Source organism: Halalkalibacterium ligniniphilum, from assembly GCF_000334155.1.
In the GTDB taxonomy this organism is placed as follows: Bacteria; Bacillota; Bacilli; order Bacillales; family Bacillaceae_D; genus Halalkalibacterium; species Halalkalibacterium ligniniphilum.
Genome location: NZ_ANNK01000144.1, coordinates 1 through 20,992, shown reverse-complemented (window position 1 = coordinate 20,992; position 20,992 = coordinate 1). Strand labels below are relative to the sequence as shown.

Sequence of the window (20,992 nt, the reverse complement as noted above, 5' to 3'; positions counted from 1 at the left end):
TCCTTTCACTAAGAAATAAATAGACGGGAATAGAGATGTTCATGCTCCATTGAAGCAAGTTCAATTCCGAAGGCTTGATTTGAAACATCTTCTAAAGTTCGCTGCATAATGGTTTCCGCCAGGCTTTTGCAATCATGTAATAGCGCATGAATAACTTGAACTCCGGTTGTTTGCCCGAGCGGGATGGAGCGTACAGCGTTGTGAACGAGACTTGCAACCGATGAATAGAGAAAGCTCACAAGTGCAGCATCAATTGAATACCCACGACTAGCAGCGTAAGCCCCATAATTAATTGAGAAATGACCTTTTGCTTTCTTTTTTTGAACAAGGTCGATCCATGAAAGAACTAGTGTATGAGAAGAGAGGGGCTTTACCGTTTGTAGAAACTGTCTTCCTATTTTAAGACTACCTTCTCTCGATTCTTTTGCTAGTTTTTGGGCGTGAGCTAGCTGATCAAGAGTAAGCAGCATGCTCAAGTCTGGGTTTGCCATGCTTTCTTTCAACAAAATGCCATCGCCATAAGCGAGATTTCCATGTAAATATGTTCGACACCATGAAAGCAAAGATTTCTTATCATAAACTTGATTACGCTGAATATATGTCTCAAGCCCAAATGAATGCGTATATGTACCGATTGGAAAAGCTGAATCGTGGAGTTGCATTAGCTCTAAAAATTCAATCGGATCAAGTGTGATGGTGGTGATCGCTTTTGTATTTGAATGGTTGTTTGAATCGTTCCTCAGTCCGTTCATAATCCACCCCTATCTCTTTAAACAAAACCTCAAGCGTAGAATCGTAACGAACAATGATCCGGTTCTCCTCCACTACACAAGGTGTGTGTCGGTTTCCTAATTCAAATGCTACCTTTCCCATTTGTGTCATCGAGTCAGGTGTAATAACATAAGCAGGTTCTAACCGTGTTCGTACCGCAATCACCCTGCTAGACTCTTGATGTAAAATATCTCCGTAGCGTAAGCCTTGTTCGTCCATCACAATGGCGAGGTCACGGCCCTTGTCAGTTGTTTTTCGTAAGATACGTTTATTTAGTTCGTCCCAGTCTAATTCGACCCATTCGACAGTGTTTTCACAGGTATCAATTGATTCAATATTGCCAAGTACCTTTTGCACTCGCATTCTGTTTCCTCCTAAAATAAGAAATATCGCTGAGCCATCGCAACCTTATCAAATGGCTCGCATGTAATAATCGAGCCATTAACCTTCACTTCGTATGTTTCTGGGTGGATTTCGATGGATGGAGTGCCGTCATTGTATTTCATCGATTTTTTTCCAATCGTTCGGCAATTTTTTACGACCGCTATTCTCTTTTCTAACCCAAGTTTTTCATGTACACCCCTGTCGAATGCTGCTTTTGAAAGGAAGGTTAATGACGTCGAATTTTTTGCTTTGCCAAAGCTTGCAAACATTGGGCGCTGGAAAACGGGCTGTGGGGTAGGGATGGATGCATTTGGATCGCCCATTTGTGCGTGGGCAATCATCCCACCCTTTAAGACCAACTCAGGCTTTACACCAAAAAAACGGGGGTCCCAGAGAACAAGATCGGCTAATTTTCCAACTTCGATTGACCCGACCTCATGACTGATTCCGTGGGTAATGGCAGGGTTGATCGTATATTTTGCGATGTACCGCTTAATCCGAGTATTGTCATGTTCGAGTCCATGGTCCTCCAGTAAGGGACCTCGCTGCTGCTTCATTTTGTCAGCTGTTTGCCATGTGCGAATAATGACTTCTCCGACCCGACCCATTGCCTGGGAGTCAGAGGAAATAATACTGATCACACCTAAATCATGGAGAATATCTTCCGCTGCGATCGTTTCTGGGCGAATGCGTGAATCGGCAAAAGCCACATCCTCAGGAACACGAGGGTCGAGATGATGGCAAACCATCAGCATATCTAAATGTTCATCAATCGTATTAACCGTAAAGGGACGAGTTGGATTCGTAGAAGACGGGAGTACGTTTGGGAAGGCTGCAATTTTCATAATATCGGGAGCGTGTCCACCGCCAGCACCTTCCGTATGGTATGTGTGTATCACCCGATCACCAATAGCAGCAATCGTATCTTCGACAAATCCAGCTTCATTCAATGTGTCTGTATGAATCGCAACTTGTACGTCCATTTCATCAGCAACGGTTAAGCATGTGTCGATGGCAGCTGGCGTTGTCCCCCAATCTTCATGAAGCTTCAAGCCAATGGCACCTGCTTCAATTTGTTCACGCAATGGACCATGGGCAGAGCCATTCCCTTTTCCTAAAAAGCCAAGGTTCACGGGAAAAGAATCTGCTGCCTCTAGCATTCGTTCGATGTTCCATGATCCTGGTGTGCATGTCGTCGCATTGGTTCCTGTAGCCGGCCCAGTTCCACCACCGATCATTGTTGTAACGCCAGATGAGATCGCCGTGTCAATTTGCTGCGGGCTAATAAAATGGATATGGGCGTCAATTCCACCAGCTGTTACAATCAATCCTTCACCAGCAATGGCCTCTGTGCTCGCCCCTACAATCATGTGTTCATCAACGCCATCCATCATAGTTGGGTTGCCGCCTTTTCCGATTCCTACAATTCGACCATCTTTTATGCCGATATCTGCTTTGATAATTCCGGTATAATCAACAATCGTTGCGTTTGTTATGATAAGATCAAGGACACCTTGATCTCGCGTATGAACACCGCTTTGCCCCATTCCATCGCGTAAAACTTTTCCGCCGCCAAACTTGCATTCGTCTCCATACACCGTGAAATCCTTCTCAACCTCAAGGAACAACTCCGTGTCTGCTAGGCGAACTTTGTCACCGACTGTTGGCCCGTAAAGCGCCGCATATTGTGCACGAGATAACTTCATCACAATTTCTCTCCTTTAAACCCTGAAAATTGATAATTTTCAAGAAAGGCGTTCTTTTTTTCTTCAAGCAACCCTTCCGTTAGTGCATTTAATCCAAACACTTCCTTTGATCCAGCGATGGCTACAAGATCGACTTGCTTTTCTTCACCAGGCTCGAATCTCACTGCGGTTCCAGCTGCAATGTTTAAGCGCATGCCATATGCTTTTTCTCGGTTAAATGAAAGATCACGATTCACTTCTGCAAAATGAAAATGGGAACCGACTTGAATGGGGCGGTCTCCCGTATTGGCGACAAGGATTGACATTGTTGATCTGCCTTCATTCAATGTAATAAACCCTTGGGCTGTTTTGATTTCTCCAGGTATCATTTTGTTGCCTCCTTATTGAATCGGGTCATGGATCGTCACTAGTTTTGTACCGTCAGGAAAGGTCGCTTCTACTTGAATATGATCAAGCATTTCTGGAATGCCTTCCATGACTTCCTCAGCTCGTAGAACATGCTTGCCTTCTTTCATAAGCGTGGCAACCGATTTCCCTTCCCTTGCCCCTTCAAGAACAAAACAGCTCAGGATGGCAACAGCTTCTGGATAGTTTAGCTTTAAACCTTTTTCCTTCCGCTGTTTGGCTAGCTCCCCTGCCATAAATAAAAATAGCTTCTCTTTTTCGACTGGTGTTAGTTTCAAGTTAAGGCTCACCTCTTGCTTTCGACGCTCTGCTGCCATTCGCCGAATGATTTGAATTATTACACATCATATCGTCAAATAAAGTGACACCTCAATGAGTGTGTCAGATTATCTTACGGGAAAAATCCTGACAAGCCTCTTGGAAATGATTAATAGGGTTTACTCTCTACATGGAACGAATAACCTTGAACAGCAGCTTACGTTAGTTACTTTACGAACATTTAGAAAACTTGTTGGACTGACAAAAGAACATCAATTATAATGAAAAATATACATTTTGTTTGTGAATTAGCCGATTTTATTGTGAAATGAAAATAAAAAGATGATATTGATTTCGTTAGAGGAGGAAGGACCTATGACTGTAATGTATGATGCCTTATCTTATCCGTATCCATCACGTCGAAATGTCGTGTATGGACAAAAAGGGATGGTAGCTACATCCCAGCCGTTAGCAGCACAGGCTGGATTGCAAATGTTGAAGGAAGGCGGGAACGCTATAGATGCAGCGATTGCTACCGCTGCATGTCTAACGGTTGTTGAACCAACATCAAATGGGATTGGCTCCGATGCATTTGCTCTTGTTTGGACAGGTGACACCCTACGCGGTCTTAATTCGAGCGGACAGGCACCACAAGCGTTAAGCATTGAAGCAGTGAGGAAGGCAGGCTATGAAAAAGAGCTTCCCGCTTTCGGTGTGATCCCCGTTACAGTGCCGGGAGCGCCTGGTGCATGGGCGGAGTTATCAAAAAAATTTGGCAAGCTTCCCTTAACAAAAGTGTTAGCACCAGCGATTGCATATGCTGAAGAAGGCTATCCATTATCCCCTACCCTTGCGACGTTTTGGCAGGCTGCCTTCAAAAAATATCAAGACATTTTTAAGGATGAAGTGTTCCAGCCGTGGTTCGAGATATTTGCTCCAAATGGGCGAGCACCAAAGGCAGGGGAGATCTGGAAATCACCAGCACATGCGGCGACTCTTCGTTCAATTGCTGAAACAAATGGGGAGTCTTTCTACCGGGGCGAATTAGCTAACAAAATTGACACGTATTTTCTGAAGTATGGGGGCTTTTTAACAAAGGAAGATTTATCCGCCTTCCATCCTGAATGGGTTGAGCCAATCAAAGTCAATTATCGTGGTTATGATGTGTGGGAAATCCCTCCGAATGGACAAGGACTTGTGGCTCTTGAAGCATTAAATCTATTAAAAGGATTTGAGTTTAAGAGTAAAGAGTGTGTGGATACATACCATAAACAAATTGAAGCGCTCAAGATCGCATATGTGGACGGAATGAAATACATTACCGATAGAACAGCGATGTCTGTCTCGGTTGAGGAGCTTCTTTCAGATGAATATGCCCAAGAGCGTCGCAGCTTAATCGGGGATGAGGCGCTAACACCAGAGCCTGGTGCACCACCTCGTGGAGGTACGGTGTATTTGGCCACAGCAGATGGAGACGGGAATATGGTTTCCTTTATTCAAAGTAATTACATGGGCTTCGGTTCTGGGATTGTTATTCCAGGAACCGGAATTTCGATGCAAAACCGTGGCCATAATTTTTCTCTTGATCCAAACCATGACAATGCCTTAAAGCCTGGGAAGAAAACCTATCACACGATCATTCCAGGGTTTCTCTCAAAAGGAGATCAGCCAATTGGCCCGTTTGGTGTCATGGGAGGCTTTATGCAGCCACAAGGGCATGTGCAGGTCGTAATGAACACGGTCGATTTTGCTTTAAATCCTCAAGCAGCTTTAGATGCACCACGTTGGCAGTGGTTGAATGATAAAAAGGTTTTAGTAGAGCCGACGTTTCCGAATGACATTGCCCAGCAGCTTGCTCGAAAAGGCCATCAAATTGAAGTAGCGTTAGATGGAGGCAGTTTTGGTAGAGGTCAGATCATTTGGCGTGATCCAGAAACTGGAGTCCTTGCAGGTGGAACCGAGCCACGGACAGACGGGGAAGTCGCAGCTTGGTAAAATAAAACAGAGCGCAAGCGGACTTGTGCTCTGTTTTTTATCCTATCGAATCGAAACACCTATGCTTGCAGCGTAAAAACGTCTCATTTATAACTCCACTGCAATTCAGACCTATCACAGAAGAGGCTGGGACATAACGAACATGTATGATCGAAAATGCGAACAATGCACAACCTTAGCGAAGTATATTTCCGAAGCGAATGCTATGCATCAATATCTATAAAAACTCTTTTGTCCCAGCCCCCACCATTCAATTAAAGATTTAAACCACTTCGACTTTTAAACCGTCGTAACAAAATATGGCTCTCAACTCGGGTAATCCCTTGTAAGGCATATAGCTCTTCATTAATAAAATGCTCAAGCTCATCAAAATCCTCAACAAGGACATGCATATGCAATGTGCTTGGGCCCGTCATTTGATAGCAGCTCGCAACCTTGGGATTCTCTACAAGTGTTTCAGCCACTTTTACAAGGGATGTTGGCTCACAATCAACCTCAAAAAAAGCCGATACTTTTTTTCCAACCTTATCTGAATTAATGACGACACTAAACTTTTCAATGACGCCTTCTTCCATCAACTGGTTAATTCGTTCTCTTATTGCGACACGAGATAAGCCAAGCTCTTTTGCAATATCTACATAAGACATACGACCGTTTTCGGTCAACAACTTCAAGATTTTTCGATCTGTTGCATCAATTTTCATCTGCCTCACCACTTACCCTATAGACTATGTTTATTATATAAGAAGAAAAGAACCGATGTCATGTGACGGTTTGTGAAAGAAGTCATGTCTAATTTGCGGATTATATATAGAATTCTATTGCAACTGAACGAAAGGAAGTTTCTCCGTTCTTTTTCGGACATTTGTAAGGTTTATTCTACTATTTTGTTTCCGAAAATGATAAGATGTAAGTGATTATAAGACAAATTGAAAAGGGGGTGGGAAGATGGACTGGAAACTACACAAAGATATTTTTATAGCGTTTTTTCGCTCTGGAATGCTGGGTTATGGTGGTGGCCCATCAACAATTCCCCTTGTACATAAAGAAGTGGTTGAGCACTTCAAATGGATGACAGACGAAGAATTCGCAGACGTGCTTGCGCTTGCAAACACACTCCCTGGCCCGATTAATACAAAAATGTCTGGCTATATTGGTTATCGAGTCGGTGGTTGGAGTGGATTATTGAATGGGGTTCTGGCTACAGTTATGCCGACGGTTATTTTGATGATTGGACTGATCGGGATTTTATCAACATTTCGTGACTCCCGGGTTGTAGCAGGAATGACACAGGCCGTTGCACCTGTAGTTGGTGTTATGCTTTTTTCGCTGGCATACGGTTTTATGAAGCAATCAAAAAAGGGGATCGGTTGGCTTCAGACGGTCATTCTAGCGATCGTTAGCCTTGTTGCTTATCAATTTTTAATGATCCACCCTGCTATCATCATTGGGATTTTGCTATTATATGGAATGTTGAGCCGAAACCCCAAAAAGTTGAAGAAACGCTCAACGTAGGAGGACCAGATGATCTATTGGGACATTTTTTTAGCTTTTTTTATACCAGGTATCGTTGGATATGGAGGGGGACCTGCCACCATTCCTCTTATTCAGGAAGAGGTTGTGAACCGTTATGGCTGGTATAGTGTTTCAGAATTTGGTGAGCTGCTCGCAATTGGGAATGCCCTTCCAGGTCCGATTGCTACAAAAATGGCAGGCTATATTGGCTATGAGATTGGAGGTTTTTTTGGCGCTTTTGTTGCTTTGTTTGCCACGGTTGCTCCCTCATTAATTGCGATGGTTTTTCTTTTAGGGCTTCTTTATAGGTTTAAAGATTCCCCGAAAGTAAAGAAAATGACCGCTCTTATTCGGCCGACGATTGGAATTTTATTAGGCGTGCTAGCGCTACAATTTTTTGTTACATCATGGGAAGCAGCAGGTTGGCTACAAACGACATTTCTAATTATAATTAGCTTCCTTCTTCTTGAAAAATGGAAAACCCACCCTGCCTTTGTTATTGCTGGAGCGTTACTCTATGGTGCAATTTTTCTTGGTCAAACACCAATCGGTTGACCGAAAGAAGCGTAATCTATTTTGGGGCAAGGGCTCTCTGTTGTTCATCAATATAACAGAAACCTGCATGAGCGGATCGCTCCTTTTACTTGGATGGAAACGAGTTCGTCAAAGTATCACTGAGCAACCTTTCAATGAAGAGGTGTGAGCGGAAGCGCTAGATTGTTTCATTAACTTGAACTGAAGCTCCGCCCTCTTTTCCACACAAAAAACGAGTATTTAAGGCGAACTTTAGGCAAAAAATTTAAAACGTTTAAAGTATATTTTTAAACAAAACGTGCTCAGTTAGTAGATAAATTAAAAGTATAAAAAGAACAAGATAAGGATTTCAATGACATTTCTGATCTTAGTGCTTACCTCTGAGATATACAAATGTAAGCGTTATCAATCTTGTTTCCATTTTCTTGTTTCCATTTTAATGCTTATTAAAATAATTTTTTTTAAAAAACAAAGTAATTGTACTGATTAGAGGAGGAAGTTGTGTATGAGTATTCATCCTAGAGTAGAAGCGCTAGCACAAGGAGATGTGTGGAAGCTATTAGGTGTTAACGTTCTTAAAGGAAACGAAGGAGAGTGCGAGCTTGAGCTTAACGTAAAAAAAGAGTTCACACAATCTTTTGGAACTGTACATGGGGGGATTATTGCGACCCTTCTTGATATGGGGATGGCTGCTGCTATTTCTTCTACATTAGATCAAGATAAATATAGTAATACGATCGATCTTCATATTAACTACCTTCGTCCAATGCTTGGGGAGACGATGAGTGTAAAAGCAAGCATTGTAAAAAGAGGAAGACGGATTACAGTCGCTAGTGCAGGAGCATATAATGAGGAAGGTAAACAAATTGCATCAGCAACAGGAAATTTTATGATCCTTGATAAAAATTAAATAATATTGCTCAAAATTTTGATGTAGGATTGGGGTTTCTATTTACCAATAAAAGTAAAAAAGATAAAAATTATAAAATATTTAAAAAAATAAAATGACTTTTTAAAACAATTGAGAGTTAAATACTTATATTCTAAAGGTAGAGATTGAAAACGCATCTTCCCATTCTTGAAATCGCTTACTTAAAATAGGTGAATGAAGATTGAGCGAATGAATGCAATGACATAGGAGGTAAGGCAGATGGAAGGTAAAGGAGATTTGAAATTACCAGCAAATGTAGAAACTTCATGGGACGTTTTACAAGACCCTGAGGTATTAAAAAGATGTATTATGGGTTGCAAAAGCATCGAGCTAATCGGCGAAAATAAATATCAAGCTGAATTATCAATGGGTGTTGCAGCGGTTAAAGGCGACTATTCCTCTACCATCGAATTATCAGACATTCAAAAACCATATCACTATAAGATGACAGTAAAAGGCGAGGGTGGACCTGGTAGTGTTGAAGCGGTAGCAGCTATTAATCTCGAAGAAATTGATGAAAACACGACAAAGCTTTCTTACACCTATGAAGCAGAAGTAGGTGGCAAAGTGGCGATGGTTGGTCAACGAATGCTAGGCGGTGTAGCAAAATTGATCATTAAAGATTTCTTCAAGAAATTTGCTAAAGAAGTAAAGCAAGCTGAAGCCCAAGCATAGCCATTTTTCTAAACCTGGAAGAGAGGAGTATTTAACATGAAACTAGGCACATTGCTCGATTTTTCGGTTGAGCGCTACCCAAATCAGGTAGCGCTTGTCCAAGGAGACAAAACTTATACCTATAATCAGTTAGCAAAGGAAGTAGAAAAAGTAGCGGCTTCTTTGCAACGATTAGGGATCCAAAAGCAAGACCGAGTTGTGGTCATTTTAAAAAATAGATTTGAAAATATTATGATTTACTGGGCACTACAAAAATTAGGGGCTATTTATACACCAATTAATCATCGGTTATCAACAAAAGAAGTGGAATACTGTGTAAATGATGCAGAGGCAAAGGCGATTGTGTTTGAATCCTCTAGCCACAATGCTGTATTATCAGCAACCTATGCGAAAAAACCAATTTTAATTGGTGTGGAAAATAGTGATGGCGTTGATATCTCTTACAATGAGCTTGTGGAGCGTGCACCAAACGGATATGAAGAACCAGAATTAGATGAAAATGATATTTCCCTCATGCTCTATACATCAGGTACGACAGGGAAGCCGAAAGGGGTTCCAAGAACGCACCGAAATGAATATGCATCAGCGATGGCACACATTATTCAAAATCAATATCAATTATGGGAAAGCACGCTAGGTGTCATGCCGCTCTATCATACAATGGGCATACGTTCAATGCTTTCAATGACCTTTTTAAATGGAAAACTAGCTCTTCTTCCAGATTTTGATGCAGAAGAAGCGTTAAAAATATTAGACCAAGAAAAAATTACATCTGTTTATTTAGTCCCGACGCTTTACCATGATATTTTGTCCCATGAGAATTTCGAAAAGTATGATTTATCTTCTCTAAAAAAGATCGGCTATGCAGGTGCGGCGATGACGACTTCTTTAGTCAATAAATGCATGAATTTGCTAAAGCCAAATGTGTTTGTGAATCATTATGGGAGTACGGAGGTCTATACGTTTACGATTTGTCCGCATGTTCCTGATAAACCAGGAAGTGCCGGAAAAGCTGGCCTCCATCAAAATATTCGTCTAGTAACACCAGATCCTGATGGAAATTCTTTGCCGGAAGATGTTGTAAACAAAGGTGAAGTAGGAGAAATTATTGTGAATTTAGATTCGATTGAAGCGTTTAAAGGTTATTGGAATCGGCCTGATGCAACGGCAAAGGCGATTCGAAATGGCTGGTACTTCACAGGTGACCTAGGCATGATTGATGAGGATGGAGATCTATTCGTTGTTGGACGAGTTGACGATATGATTATTTCAGGTGGGGAAAACATTCACCCGCTTGAAGTTGAAGATTGCTTGACGCAGCATCCAAAAGTGAAAGAAGCAACCGTGGTCGGAGAGCTTGATGAACGATGGGGTCAAATCGTTTCTGCTTATATCGTGGCAGCGGATGATTCAGTCACAGCACAAGAGCTAGATGAATTTTGCAAAAATTATGCGAAGATTTCTAATTTTAAAAGACCACGCAAATATACCTTTGTTAAAGAAATTCCGAAAAGCCCAGTTGGAAAAATACTTCGTAGAAAGTTGCGGGACGGGGAGTTTGAAACGAGTCGTGGACAAAGTGAGCCTATAAGTTAAACCGAAAGAAAACCTATTTGAGAGACAAAGGAGAATCATACATGTCAGTGACAGAAAAACAATACGATCATATACGAGTAGAGAAAGATGTAGAAAAGAAGACGGGAACCATTATCCTCGATCGGCCGGAGAAGATGAATTACATCAGCATGCTTGGCCGGGAACAGCTTGCTGAAATTTTCGATGAGTTAAACCAAGATGACGACGTACGAGTGATCATCATTAAAGGTGCAGGGGATGTGTGCTTTACAGCAGGAGGAAGCATTCCAGAGTTCATGACGACGCATCAAGAGAAGCTTTCTCATTTGGCAGAAAACGTTGCGGCACCAGAACGTTCGCCAAAGCCTGTGATCGCCCAGCTTCAAGGGTACACCTTTGGCGTAGGTCTAGAGCTAGCGATGGCGTGTGATTTCCGGATTGCGGCAGAAGATACATTGATGGCGCTACCAGAAATGAACCTTGGAATGATTCCGGGAAGCGGTGGAACGCAGCGGATTGCGAAAATCGTCGGTCTGACAAGAGCGAAGGATATGATCATGCGTGCAAGAAGAATTCCAGCAGATGAGGCGTATCAATGGGGCCTGTTGACGAAGGTTGTGGCAAAAGAAGAGCTCGAAGCAACCGTAGACGCTCTAGTGACAGAGCTAGTCGGCTTCTCGCCAATTGCTCAGCGAGTGGCGAAGGAAGTGCTGAATGCGTCAGAGGAAAGCCCGCTCAGCTCAGGACTTAAGCTTGAAGGAAAAGCATATGGCTTGTTACGGACAACTGAAGACTTTAAAGAAGGCGTCGATGCATTCATTGAGAAGCGCAAGCCTGTTTTTAAAGGGAAATAATCAAGTATCCCATCGGCTAAGCTGATGGGATACTATTTTTTTGTAAAAAGAAAACCTAAGGCTCGGCCTAGGGTTCCGGGTAGCTTACAGCGAGGTATAAAAAAACTCATCCAAGGTGCTAAAATAGATGGGGTTCGCCAACCAATATAATAGCTTACGGAGGAGTTTTTTAACAGTTTAGCCCATACGAAATGGAAGTGTAAGTATCACATTGTATTCGCACCGAAATTTAGAGATAAGCGATATAAGGAAAGTAAAAAAAGTTATATGAGGAATTTTGAGGGAATTACGTGAAAGAAAAGGAGTAGAAATTATAAAAGCAACGGCATGTAAAGACATTACATATGTTAGTAAGTTTTCCGCCCAAGATAAGTGTGTCAGCGAAAATGCGAACAATCCACAACCTTAGCGAAGTCTATTTCCGAAGCGAATGCTATAAATCAACGATCATTGCGTTCGGATTTCTCATCAATAAAACTCTTTTGTCCCGGCCTCTTTGATTTACAAATGAATGAATATTCACAATGAAGACAATCTATCTTTTACGACAGCAAGAGCTTATAATTGACATAGAAAATGAACGTTGGTAACTTCCTGTTTATACCGATGTTGGTTTTCTACTTGAACGAATGATAAAAGGATTGTCTTTTATTTTTCACTCATATTCTTTCAATAGTATTGAATTTTAAAAAATTTATCTTAAAAATTTATAACTCGTTATTAGCTCTTTCACTTATTATAATAACTAAACTTGTTACTGGAGTCATGAATGTCTAGCAATATTACATTAGGAGGGGGTCCTATGGCGGAACTTTTGATTGTCGATACGGACAAAAGAAGCAGGAAAGATGTACGTGATATTGTAGAAAACAGTGACTACAACTACCTTAAAATATATGAGTCAAGTACTGTTGAGAGAGCGATGATGCTGCTTAGGCAAAATCCCCCGAACGCCTTAATTATTGATGCTTCACTGCCAGACATGGATGGCATTGCTTTTGGGAAAACGGCGCTACAGCTTTACCCGGATATGCCTGTTATTGTGATTACTCAATTGAAGATGTTTGAAATTGCTCAAGCGGCGATTAATGAAGGGTTTTCGGCGTATTTATTGAAACCGCTTTCTAAATTCGAATTATTAAGTACGTTTGAAAGAGTCTTAAAACCAGGGCTCAAAAAAGAGGTAAATCAGGCGATCACTCATCAAGGGACGAACTTTGATTCTGACCTACGCAAGCCGATCCAAAGTGCCGTGCAGTATATTCAGCTATATTACAATGAATCAATTACGTTAAAAGGACTTGCAGATAAGGTGTATTTGAGCCCTTCTTACTTTAGCAAATTGTTTAAGGAAGAAATGGGAATGACCTTTGTCGAGTATTTGTCTTGGATTCGTGTGCAAAAATCAAAAAGCATGCTAAGAATGTCGTCATTACCCATTGATGTGATTGCGAATAATACTGGATTTGCAAACTCTAGTTATTTCGCAACAACCTTTAAAAAGGTAGAAGGGAAGACCCCAACCCAATATAGAGAGCTTTTTTTCTGGGAGCAGACGAAGAAAAATAAAAAGTTATTATGAGATGAGTAAGATTTTATAACTTTTAGGAGTGGTCTTTGTGCTAAAAATTGTAAGTGAGATGGCGCGTTGCAGGAGGGAGAAAAAAAGAGGGGTACTTGCTACGATTATTCGTGTCGAAGGGTCTTCGTATCAAAAGGAAGGGACCAAATGCTTTTTTGCTGAAGATGGTGCTTTAATTGGTTTGTTAAGTGGAGGCTGTGTTGAAAGCGATGTCATTGAACATGGAAAAGAAGTACTGGAAGAGGGAAAACCAAAAACAATCTATTACGATTTTAGAGACGAAGACGATCAGGTATGGGGACTAGGTGTCGGTTGTAATGGGGCGATTGAAATTTTCCTTGAGTTGTATGATCCACAGCAATATCCAGAGAAAAGCATGCTGATGGAAAAGACCTTGGTAGCTGAAATTCCACAAATCATAGCAACAGTTGTAAAAGCTGAGGAAGAATCCAGATTAGGTAAAAAATGGATTGTAGCTTCTGATGATGAATTCCTATCATTCGTTTTATCTGATAAAGATAAAAACGTACACCATAGAAAAACAAAATCTAGATTGGTAACATTGGCCGATGATACCGAGCTGTTCATCGATTTTATTGAACCCATTCCGACGCTAATTATTTTCGGAGCAGGTCCTGATGCAGTGCCACTTGTAAAATTAACAAAAGAAATGGGCTGGAGAGTGAAGGTGGTCGATCACCGACCTGGCTTTGTCAATCCAAGCATTTTCCCGTTAGCCGATGAATTAATTTGTTACCCAAGAGATCAAGTCCCAGAGCTTACTTTGCATGACAACACGTATACCGTTGTCATGAGTCATAACTTTAATCAAGACCAAATCGTACTTGAAACACTTGTTCAGTCAACGGTTCCATACATTGGTGTGTTAGGACCTTCTAGAAGAACAAATCAATTATTAGAACCACTCCTAAGCAATTATAAGAGTGAGACATTGAATCTTGAGCGCATCTATAGTCCTGTCGGAATTGATATTCATGCAAAGACACCTGAAGAAATTGCATTAAGTATAACGTCAGAGTTAATTAATGTTTATCGAGGGGGACGTTCCTTGCACTTAAAGCAGACAAAGGGACATACGCAAACAAATCAAGAGCAGACTTGGGAGCGAGGTTGTTCATTATCACTGTGAAAAAGGAAATTTGGGGAATCATTTTAGCCGCAGGATTTTCAAGGAGAATGGGCAGGTCAAAATTAGCTTTGCCCTACCAAGAAAAGCCGATCGTCCGCCATGTGATTGATAAGGCGCTTCGATCAAACCTTGATGGAGTTCTTGTTGTAATCAATCCCCTTGAGGTTGAATTTTTTAAGACGATTCAAGTGACGGGTGTTAAATCCTTTATCGTAAATGAGGAAACACACTTAGGAATGGCAACGTCAATTAAAAAAGGGTTGAGGGCACTCCCTCAAGACGTAGAGGCAGTGGTCATTCTCTTAGGCGACCAACCAAAAGTGACTGAAACCTCAATCAATCAGGTGTTGGAGACCTACCTTCAAGCCAATCAGCCACTGATTGTCCAATCTCTTTATTTGAATCATGAAAAAGGACATCCCGTTTTATTTAAACGAGACGTGTTCCCCTCTCTATTTGAAATGAATGGGGATACAGGTGGAAAATCAGTGATTCAACAGTTTCGTGACGAGATTGTTTATGCGGAGATAAAAGAAAGCAATAGTAAAGATATTGATACAGTTGAGGATTATGAGCGTTTGATGAATGAAAAGGAGGTTTGACATGAGTAAGGTAATTGGAAAGGCGATACCGAGGGTAGAAGACAAGAGACTGCTTACAGGTCAAGGTAAATACATTGATGATTTAGGTACGACTGTAGACTGTGGTCACGCGGCGATTTTACGTAGTACGTACCCACATGCATATATTAAATCCATTGATATCGAGGAAGCCAAAAAAGTACCAGGTGTCAAAGGAATTGTAACTGGACAAGACATTAAGGATTTACTTCAACCATTTAGTGTTGGTGTGACTGCACCTGTGAAATATTATCCCCTTGCCATTGATAAGGTGAGATATGTAGGAGAGCCTGTCGCGATTGTTGTTGCCAAGGATCGCTATATTGCTGAAGATGCCCTTGAAAAAATTAAAGTTTCATATGAAGCTTTGCAACCAGTCGTAGACATTGAGAAATCAATGGAGGATGATGCACCAATTCTTCATGAAAATGTCGGTTCTAATATTGCAAACCATAGAGAGTTCCGTTATGGAAATACAGAACAAGCTTTTAAGGAAGCTGATCGGATCATCAAACACAAGTTTAATTTTCCGAAATATACGGCGACACCTGTTGAAACGTACGGTGTCATTGCTAATTATGATCCTGCAGAAGACCAATTTACGGTCAATGCGAACTTCCATGGTCCTTTTGTTATTCACGCCATTATGGCACAAGCACTGCAAATTCCAAGTAATAAATTGCGAATTATTGTTCCAAAAGACATTGGTGGAAGCTATGGAATCAAAGCGGGTATTTTTCCGTACATTGTTCTATGCGCCATTGCAAGTAAGCTTATCGGCTGTCCGATCAAATGGATTGAGGACAGACAAGAGCACTTATCTTCAAGTGCAAGTGGAACAGACCGTGTTACGTATATTGAGGCTGCGGTAAAGAACGACGGTAAGGTTACGGGCTTAAAAATGAAAATGATTGACAATGTCGGAGGATATATTCGCGCACCAGAGCCAGCATGTCTGTATCGTACCCATGCTAACACAACAGGTGCTTACGACATTCCGAATTTAGATATTGATGCTTACGCAATTATGACGAACAAATCTCCTACGGGGCTTATCCGTGGCTATGGTGGACAAGAGCTTTATTTCCCGCTAGAGCGGATGATGCAACGGATTGCGAAAGAGCTTGATTTGGATCACGCCGACGTTATTCGTAAAAATTTAATTAAGAAAGAGCAGTTCCCGTTCACAACTGCTTCAGGAGGAATTTATGATAGTGGTGATTATGAACAATCGTTTGAGCTTGCTCTAATAACAGGGAAATATGAAGAATTCAGAAAGAAACAGGAAGAGGCCCGGAAAAATGGAAAGATTTTAGGGGTAGGACTTGCTTGTATTGTTGAACCATCTGGCTCGAACATGGGCTATATTACCGTTGCATTAACGCCGGAAGAACGTGCAAAATCCCTTCCGAAATCAGGATGTGCAGAAGCCGCTACCGTTTCAATGGATCCATTAGGTAGTGTGAATGTGCGAATCAGTACAACGCCGTCGGGACAAGGACATGAAACAGTAGCTTCGCAAATTGTTGCAGAAGTATTAGGAATTCCACAAGAGCAAATTAAAGTCGTTGCTGAGCTTGACACATCAACAAGTGCTTGGTCAATTGCATCAGGAAGCTACTCTAGCCGTTTTGCTTCATTAGGTTCTAGTGCAGTTTACTATGCAGCACACAAAGTTCGTCAAAAGCTTTTCAACATTGTGGCCCATGAATTCGGAGTGGACGTAGCTGAACTGGATCAAGATAAGGGAAGCATTTTTGTTAAAAATGATCCATCGAAAAAAATGTCCGTTAAACGTGCGGCAGGGCTTGCTCACTGGCATCCGCTTTCATTACCAAGTGGAATGGAGCCAGGCATCTATGAAACCTACTACTATACAGCAACGGTTGCTGAGCCACCAGATGATAATGATTTAGTTAACTCTTCTGTGACATATGGATTTGTTGCTGATATGGTCACTGTTGAAATCGATCCTGACACAGCTGAAGCAAAAATCATTGATTATGTTACGATTCACGATGCTGGTAAGCTATTAAATCCTTTAATTGTTGATGGACAAATTATGGGTGGATTAGCACACGGTTTAGGTGGAGCTCTTTATGAGGAGCTTGCTTACGATAATAAAGGTCAATTTTTAACAGGGTCCTTTATGGATTACTTATGCCCAACGGCTCCGGAAATTCCGAATGTCACGATCAAACACACTGAATCCCCATCACCTATCACGCCATTAGGAGCGAAAGGACTTGGAGAAGGAAATACAATGAGTGCGCCTGTTGCAATCTCAAATGCTGTGAATGATGCACTCTCTCAATTTGACATTGTCATTGATGAATTACCATTAAGTCCTAACCGCATTTGGGGACGACTTCAAGAGGTAAAGGAGAAAGTGGAGACGACTTTATAAACGATAGATGTAACATGCTTGTTTGCTAGCATGAAGAGGGAAGGGATAAATCATGAAACCACCAAAATTTGATTATTATAAACCGGCAACACTTGAAGAAGCGTTAGATCTCTTAGAAGAAGTTGGCGATGATGGTAAAATTATTGCTGGTGGACAAAGCCTTGTTCCAATTATGAATATGCGCCTTGCCACTCCTAAGTGCTTGATTGATATTAACGGAATCAAAGAGCTTGACTATATTAAAAGAGAAGACGATGTCCTGAAAATTGGTACATTGACAAGACAAAGTGTTGTAGAGACTTCCGAGGAAGTTAAAAAATATTGTGGCTTGATTACGGAAGCGATCCCTAAAATCGGTCACGTACAAACAAGAAACAGAGGAACATTTGGTGGTAGCATTGTTCATGCTGACCCAAGCGCAGAATTACCACTTGTTTTGCTCACGCTAAATGGAACGGTTCAAATTGCCTCAAAGGATGAGTATCGAACGGTTGAAGCGGAAGACTTTTTTATCACCTATTTGACAACGGATATTATGCCAACCGAAATCGTAACCGAAATTTCGTTCCCGATTACGGAAGGCAGGAATGGTTACTCGTTCCAAGAGATTGCGAGACGTCATGGTGATTTCGCATTAGTCGCAGCATCTTGTCATTTGACGGTGGATGATGAAGACCAGATTTCCTCTGTAAGACTCGTGCTTGGAGGGGTTGAAGCGGTTCCTCTACTGATCGCGGATTTCGAAGATGTCTTAGTTGGTCAAACATTATCTGATGAGTTGTTAGAGGAAGTAGCAGAAGCGATTGAAAATGAAGTAGAGCCAGAATCTGACCTTCATGCATCAGCAGAATATCGTACTCATCTAGCGAAAGTTTTAGCGAAACGTGCATTGACAGAAGCGTATGAAAGAGCAAGGGGGTAAGGAATATGGCACGCCATTCAATTAAAGTAACGATTAACGGAAAGGTTTATGAAGAAGAAGTTGAACCACGTATGTTGCTAAGCGACTTTCTTCGAGATGTGTGCGGACTAACAGGCACTCATGTAGGTTGTGAGCATGGTGTTTGTGGAGCTTGTACAGTGAACGTTGAGGGAGCAGCGGTAAGAAGCTGTCTTATGTTTGCAGTACAAGCAGATGGTCAGAACATCAAGACGATTGAAGGTATTGCAGAGAACGGTGAGTTGACAACATTACAAAAGAATTTCATCGAATGTCACGGGCTGCAATGTGGTTTTTGTACAGCTGGAATCATCGTCTCAACTGAAGATTACCTTAAGAAAAAACCAGAGCCGTCGACCCAGGAAATTAAAGAGATGCTGTCAGGACATTTGTGCCGTTGCACAGGATATGATGGTATTGTGAAAGCGATCGAAAAAACAATCGAAGACAATAAAACGACCGTTTCATCTTAATAGGCAAAGGGGTATAATACATGTCAGTGACAGAAAAACAATACGATCATATACGAGTAGAGAAAGATGTAGAAAAGAAGACGGGAACCATTATCCTCGATCGGCCGGAGAAGATGAATTACATCAGCATGCTTGGCCGGGAACAGCTTGCTGAAATTTTCGATGAGTTAAACCAAGATGACGACGTACGAGTGATCATCATTAAAGGTGCAGGGGATGTGTGCTTTACAGCAGGAGGAAGCATTCCAGAGTTCATGACGACGCATCAAGAGAAGCTTTCTCATTTGGCAGAAAACGTTGCGGCACCAGAACGTTCGCCAAAGCCTGTGATCGCCCAGCTTCAAGGGTACACCTTTGGCGTAGGTCTAGAGCTAGCGATGGCGTGTGATTTCCGGATTGCGGCAGAAGATACGTTGATGGCGCTACCAGAAATGAACCTTGGAATGATTCCGGGCAGCGGTGGAACGCAGCGGATTGCGAAAATCGTCGGTCTGACAAGAGCGAAGGATATGATCATGCGTGCAAGAAGAATTCCAGCTGATGAGGCGTATCAATGGGGCCTGTTGACGAAGGTTGTGGCAAAAGAAGAGCTCGAAGCAACCGTAGACGCTCTAGTGACAGAGCTAGTCGGTTTTTCACCAATTGCTCAGCGAGTGGCGAAGGAAGTGCTGAATGCGTCAGAGGAAAGCCCGCTCAGCTCAGGACTTAAGCTTGAAGGAAAAGCATATGGCTTGTTACGGACAACTGAAGACTTTAAAGAAGGCGTCAATGCATTCATTGAGAAGCGCAAGCCTGTTTTTAAAGGGAAATAATTATTTGAAAAAGGAACTGTTGATGATATCAGCAGTTCTTTTTGTGGTGAAAAAGAGACAGATCTTCCATGGAGGAACAGGAAGGGCTTAGAAAAATGATTCTTTAGTTGATGATTTACAAAAAAATAGCGATTCATTTTTTTTATAAAGAATGAATTTAAAGATACAAAAATAAAAAATTTAAACCAAAGTGTATAATTTCATTTTATTATTTAAAAAGTAAGAAAATTTTTAAAAGTCTTTCAAAAAGCTACTTAGACAATATAAAGGGGAGAAGGGCAGAAATGAGAAAAAAATTGTGGGGTTTCATTGCACTATTTGGCTTGATCTTTTTAATGGCATGTAATAGTGAGCTAACAAATGAAAGCGGTTCCAATGATGCGACAGCTTCTGATGGAGAAAATGAAGAGGCAGTAACGTTTCGGCTTGGTCACGTTACACAAACGAGTCATCCATATCATATGGCTGCAGAGCATTTCGCTGAGCTTGTTCACGAGAAAACGGGAGGGACGATTAATTTTGAGATTTATCCTGCCCGTCAGCTAGGTGGAGATTTGGATATGCTTGAAATGATTCAAAACGGATCACTTGATGCTGGATTGATTACGTCTGGTGTCTTTAGTGGTTCTACTCCAGTTATGGATGGTTTGCAGTTACCGTTTTTAATTGATAGCTATGAAACATTTGGGAAAGCTGTGGAATCAGAAACGGCGCAAAAAATGTTAGACAGTTTAGAAAGTCTTGGTTTAAAGGGTCTTGGTATTAATGAGAGTGGAATGCGCCAACTCGGAAGCAATGTTTCAGAGATTCAATCGCCAGAAGATTTTAAAGGATTAAAAATCCGAGTAGTGGAAAGTCCGTTAATGCTTGACATCTTTAATTCACTTGGAGCAAGCCCAACACCAATGCCATATGGTGAAATTTATAGTTCATTGCAAACAGGGGTCATTGATGCCCACGAAGCGAATTTGCCAGCTTATAATGATGAAAATTTCTATGAAGTGACGGAATACATTACATTAACAAATCATTTTCCTTTTCCAAATATTAATGTAATGAATTTAGCTACATTCCAATCGCTTACTGAAGAGCAGCAAACGGCTCTACAGGAAGCTGGAAAGGAAACATCGCTATGGATTGTTGAGCAGTTAGTAGAAGTGGATAATGGATCATTAGAGACATTGAGAGAGAGTGGACAAAATATTGCTGAGCTTGAAAACGTTGAGCCATTTATTGAAATGGTAACACCTATTTATGAACAGTATGCAGAAAAAGACCCCCTTATTGCAGAATTTATTGAAACGGTGAATCAAATAAAAAACCAATAAATTTTTTAAATTAGAGTCTAGGACAAAAGAGATTTTATTGATGAGAAATCCGAACGTCATGATCGTTGATGCATGGC

General features: G+C 41.3%; 21 protein-coding genes and 1 pseudogene. 16 read left to right on the top strand and 6 right to left on the bottom strand.

The window, feature by feature from the left end; genetic code table 11:
- Positions 1-8: 8 nt before the first annotated feature.
- The 5 genes from BLT_RS0117585 to ureA are packed head-to-tail and all read right to left on the bottom strand — an operon-like array spanning position 9 to position 3,544.
- A complete protein-coding gene (locus BLT_RS0117585; protein WP_017729057.1) occupies positions 9-752 on the bottom strand; it encodes an urease accessory protein UreF in 744 nt (247 codons plus the stop codon).
- Entirely contained in the window at positions 685-1,134 is a 450-nt protein-coding gene (locus BLT_RS0117580) for an urease accessory protein UreE (protein ID WP_017729056.1), read from the bottom strand. Before BLT_RS0117580 ends, BLT_RS0117585 begins: the two co-directional genes overlap by 68 nt.
- A gap of 11 nt (positions 1,135-1,145) precedes the next feature.
- Positions 1,146-2,861, bottom strand: a complete 1,716-nt coding sequence (gene ureC / locus BLT_RS0117575) for an urease subunit alpha (protein WP_017729055.1) — start codon at positions 2,859-2,861, stop codon at positions 1,146-1,148.
- Positions 2,861-3,229, bottom strand: coding sequence for an urease subunit beta (locus BLT_RS0117570; protein WP_017729054.1), 369 nt, complete (start codon positions 3,227-3,229; stop codon positions 2,861-2,863). Before BLT_RS0117570 ends, ureC begins: the two co-directional genes overlap by 1 nt.
- Before the next feature lie 12 nt (positions 3,230-3,241).
- Positions 3,242-3,544 (bottom strand): urease subunit gamma, encoded by a 303-nt coding sequence (ureA, locus tag BLT_RS0117565; RefSeq protein WP_017729053.1) that lies wholly within the window; start codon positions 3,542-3,544, stop codon positions 3,242-3,244.
- 355 nt (positions 3,545-3,899) lie between these two features.
- Between ureA and BLT_RS0117555 the strand changes: the two genes are divergently transcribed.
- Positions 3,900-5,519, top strand: a complete 1,620-nt coding sequence (locus BLT_RS0117555; protein WP_017729051.1) for a gamma-glutamyltransferase family protein — start codon at positions 3,900-3,902, stop codon at positions 5,517-5,519.
- 254 nt (positions 5,520-5,773) lie between these two features.
- Here the strand turns inward: BLT_RS0117555 and BLT_RS0117550 are convergent, their stop codons facing one another.
- On the bottom strand, positions 5,774-6,223 hold the full coding sequence (locus BLT_RS0117550) for an Lrp/AsnC family transcriptional regulator (RefSeq protein WP_017729050.1): 450 nt from the start codon (positions 6,221-6,223) through the stop codon (positions 5,774-5,776).
- A 244-nt stretch (positions 6,224-6,467) separates the two neighbouring features.
- Between BLT_RS0117550 and BLT_RS0117545 the strand changes: the two genes are divergently transcribed.
- The 15 genes and pseudogenes from BLT_RS0117545 (at position 6,468) to BLT_RS0117480 (ending at position 20,915) form a co-directional block, all read left to right on the top strand.
- A complete protein-coding gene (locus tag BLT_RS0117545; RefSeq protein WP_017729049.1) occupies positions 6,468-7,034 on the top strand; it encodes a chromate transporter in 567 nt (188 codons plus the stop codon).
- 9 nt (positions 7,035-7,043) lie between these two features.
- A complete protein-coding gene (locus BLT_RS0117540; RefSeq protein WP_017729048.1) occupies positions 7,044-7,589 on the top strand; it encodes a chromate transporter in 546 nt (181 codons plus the stop codon).
- Between the two features lie 484 nt (positions 7,590-8,073).
- Entirely contained in the window at positions 8,074-8,478 is a 405-nt protein-coding gene (locus BLT_RS22295) for a PaaI family thioesterase (protein WP_017729047.1), read from the top strand.
- Positions 8,479-8,718: 240 nt separating this feature from the next.
- Complete coding sequence (locus BLT_RS0117530; protein WP_017729046.1) at positions 8,719-9,174, top strand: SRPBCC family protein; 456 nt, start codon at positions 8,719-8,721, stop codon at positions 9,172-9,174.
- A 36-nt stretch (positions 9,175-9,210) separates the two neighbouring features.
- Positions 9,211-10,770, top strand: a complete 1,560-nt coding sequence (locus BLT_RS0117525; protein ID WP_017729045.1) for a class I adenylate-forming enzyme family protein — start codon at positions 9,211-9,213, stop codon at positions 10,768-10,770.
- A gap of 41 nt (positions 10,771-10,811) precedes the next feature.
- A complete protein-coding gene (locus BLT_RS0117520) occupies positions 10,812-11,603 on the top strand; it encodes an enoyl-CoA hydratase/isomerase family protein (protein WP_017729044.1) in 792 nt (263 codons plus the stop codon).
- Between the two features lie 210 nt (positions 11,604-11,813).
- Positions 11,814-11,986: pseudogene (locus BLT_RS24565) on the top strand (transposase); the annotation flags it as partial.
- 419 nt (positions 11,987-12,405) lie between these two features.
- On the top strand, positions 12,406-13,185 hold the full coding sequence (locus tag BLT_RS0117515; RefSeq protein WP_017729043.1) for a response regulator transcription factor: 780 nt from the start codon (positions 12,406-12,408) through the stop codon (positions 13,183-13,185).
- A 37-nt stretch (positions 13,186-13,222) separates the two neighbouring features.
- Complete coding sequence (locus BLT_RS22290; RefSeq protein WP_017729042.1) at positions 13,223-14,335, top strand: XdhC family protein; 1,113 nt, start codon at positions 13,223-13,225, stop codon at positions 14,333-14,335.
- Positions 14,332-14,937: a nucleotidyltransferase family protein gene (locus tag BLT_RS0117505; protein ID WP_017729041.1), complete on the top strand. Its 606-nt coding sequence runs from the start codon at positions 14,332-14,334 to the stop codon at positions 14,935-14,937. Before BLT_RS22290 ends, BLT_RS0117505 begins: the two co-directional genes overlap by 4 nt.
- A gap of 1 nt (position 14,938) precedes the next feature.
- Complete coding sequence (locus tag BLT_RS0117500) at positions 14,939-17,362, top strand: xanthine dehydrogenase family protein molybdopterin-binding subunit (protein WP_017729040.1); 2,424 nt, start codon at positions 14,939-14,941, stop codon at positions 17,360-17,362.
- A gap of 52 nt (positions 17,363-17,414) precedes the next feature.
- Positions 17,415-18,284 carry an FAD binding domain-containing protein gene (locus tag BLT_RS0117495; RefSeq protein WP_017729039.1) on the top strand — a complete coding sequence of 290 codons (870 nt, stop codon included), beginning with the start codon at positions 17,415-17,417 and terminating at the stop codon, positions 18,282-18,284.
- Positions 18,285-18,289: 5 nt separating this feature from the next.
- Positions 18,290-18,775 carry a (2Fe-2S)-binding protein gene (locus BLT_RS0117490; RefSeq protein WP_017729038.1) on the top strand — a complete coding sequence of 162 codons (486 nt, stop codon included), beginning with the start codon at positions 18,290-18,292 and terminating at the stop codon, positions 18,773-18,775.
- A 20-nt stretch (positions 18,776-18,795) separates the two neighbouring features.
- Complete coding sequence (locus tag BLT_RS0117485; protein WP_017729037.1) at positions 18,796-19,587, top strand: enoyl-CoA hydratase/isomerase family protein; 792 nt, start codon at positions 18,796-18,798, stop codon at positions 19,585-19,587.
- A 284-nt stretch (positions 19,588-19,871) separates the two neighbouring features.
- A complete protein-coding gene (locus BLT_RS0117480; protein WP_017729036.1) occupies positions 19,872-20,915 on the top strand; it encodes a TRAP transporter substrate-binding protein in 1,044 nt (347 codons plus the stop codon).
- Positions 20,916-20,992 lie beyond the last annotated feature (77 nt).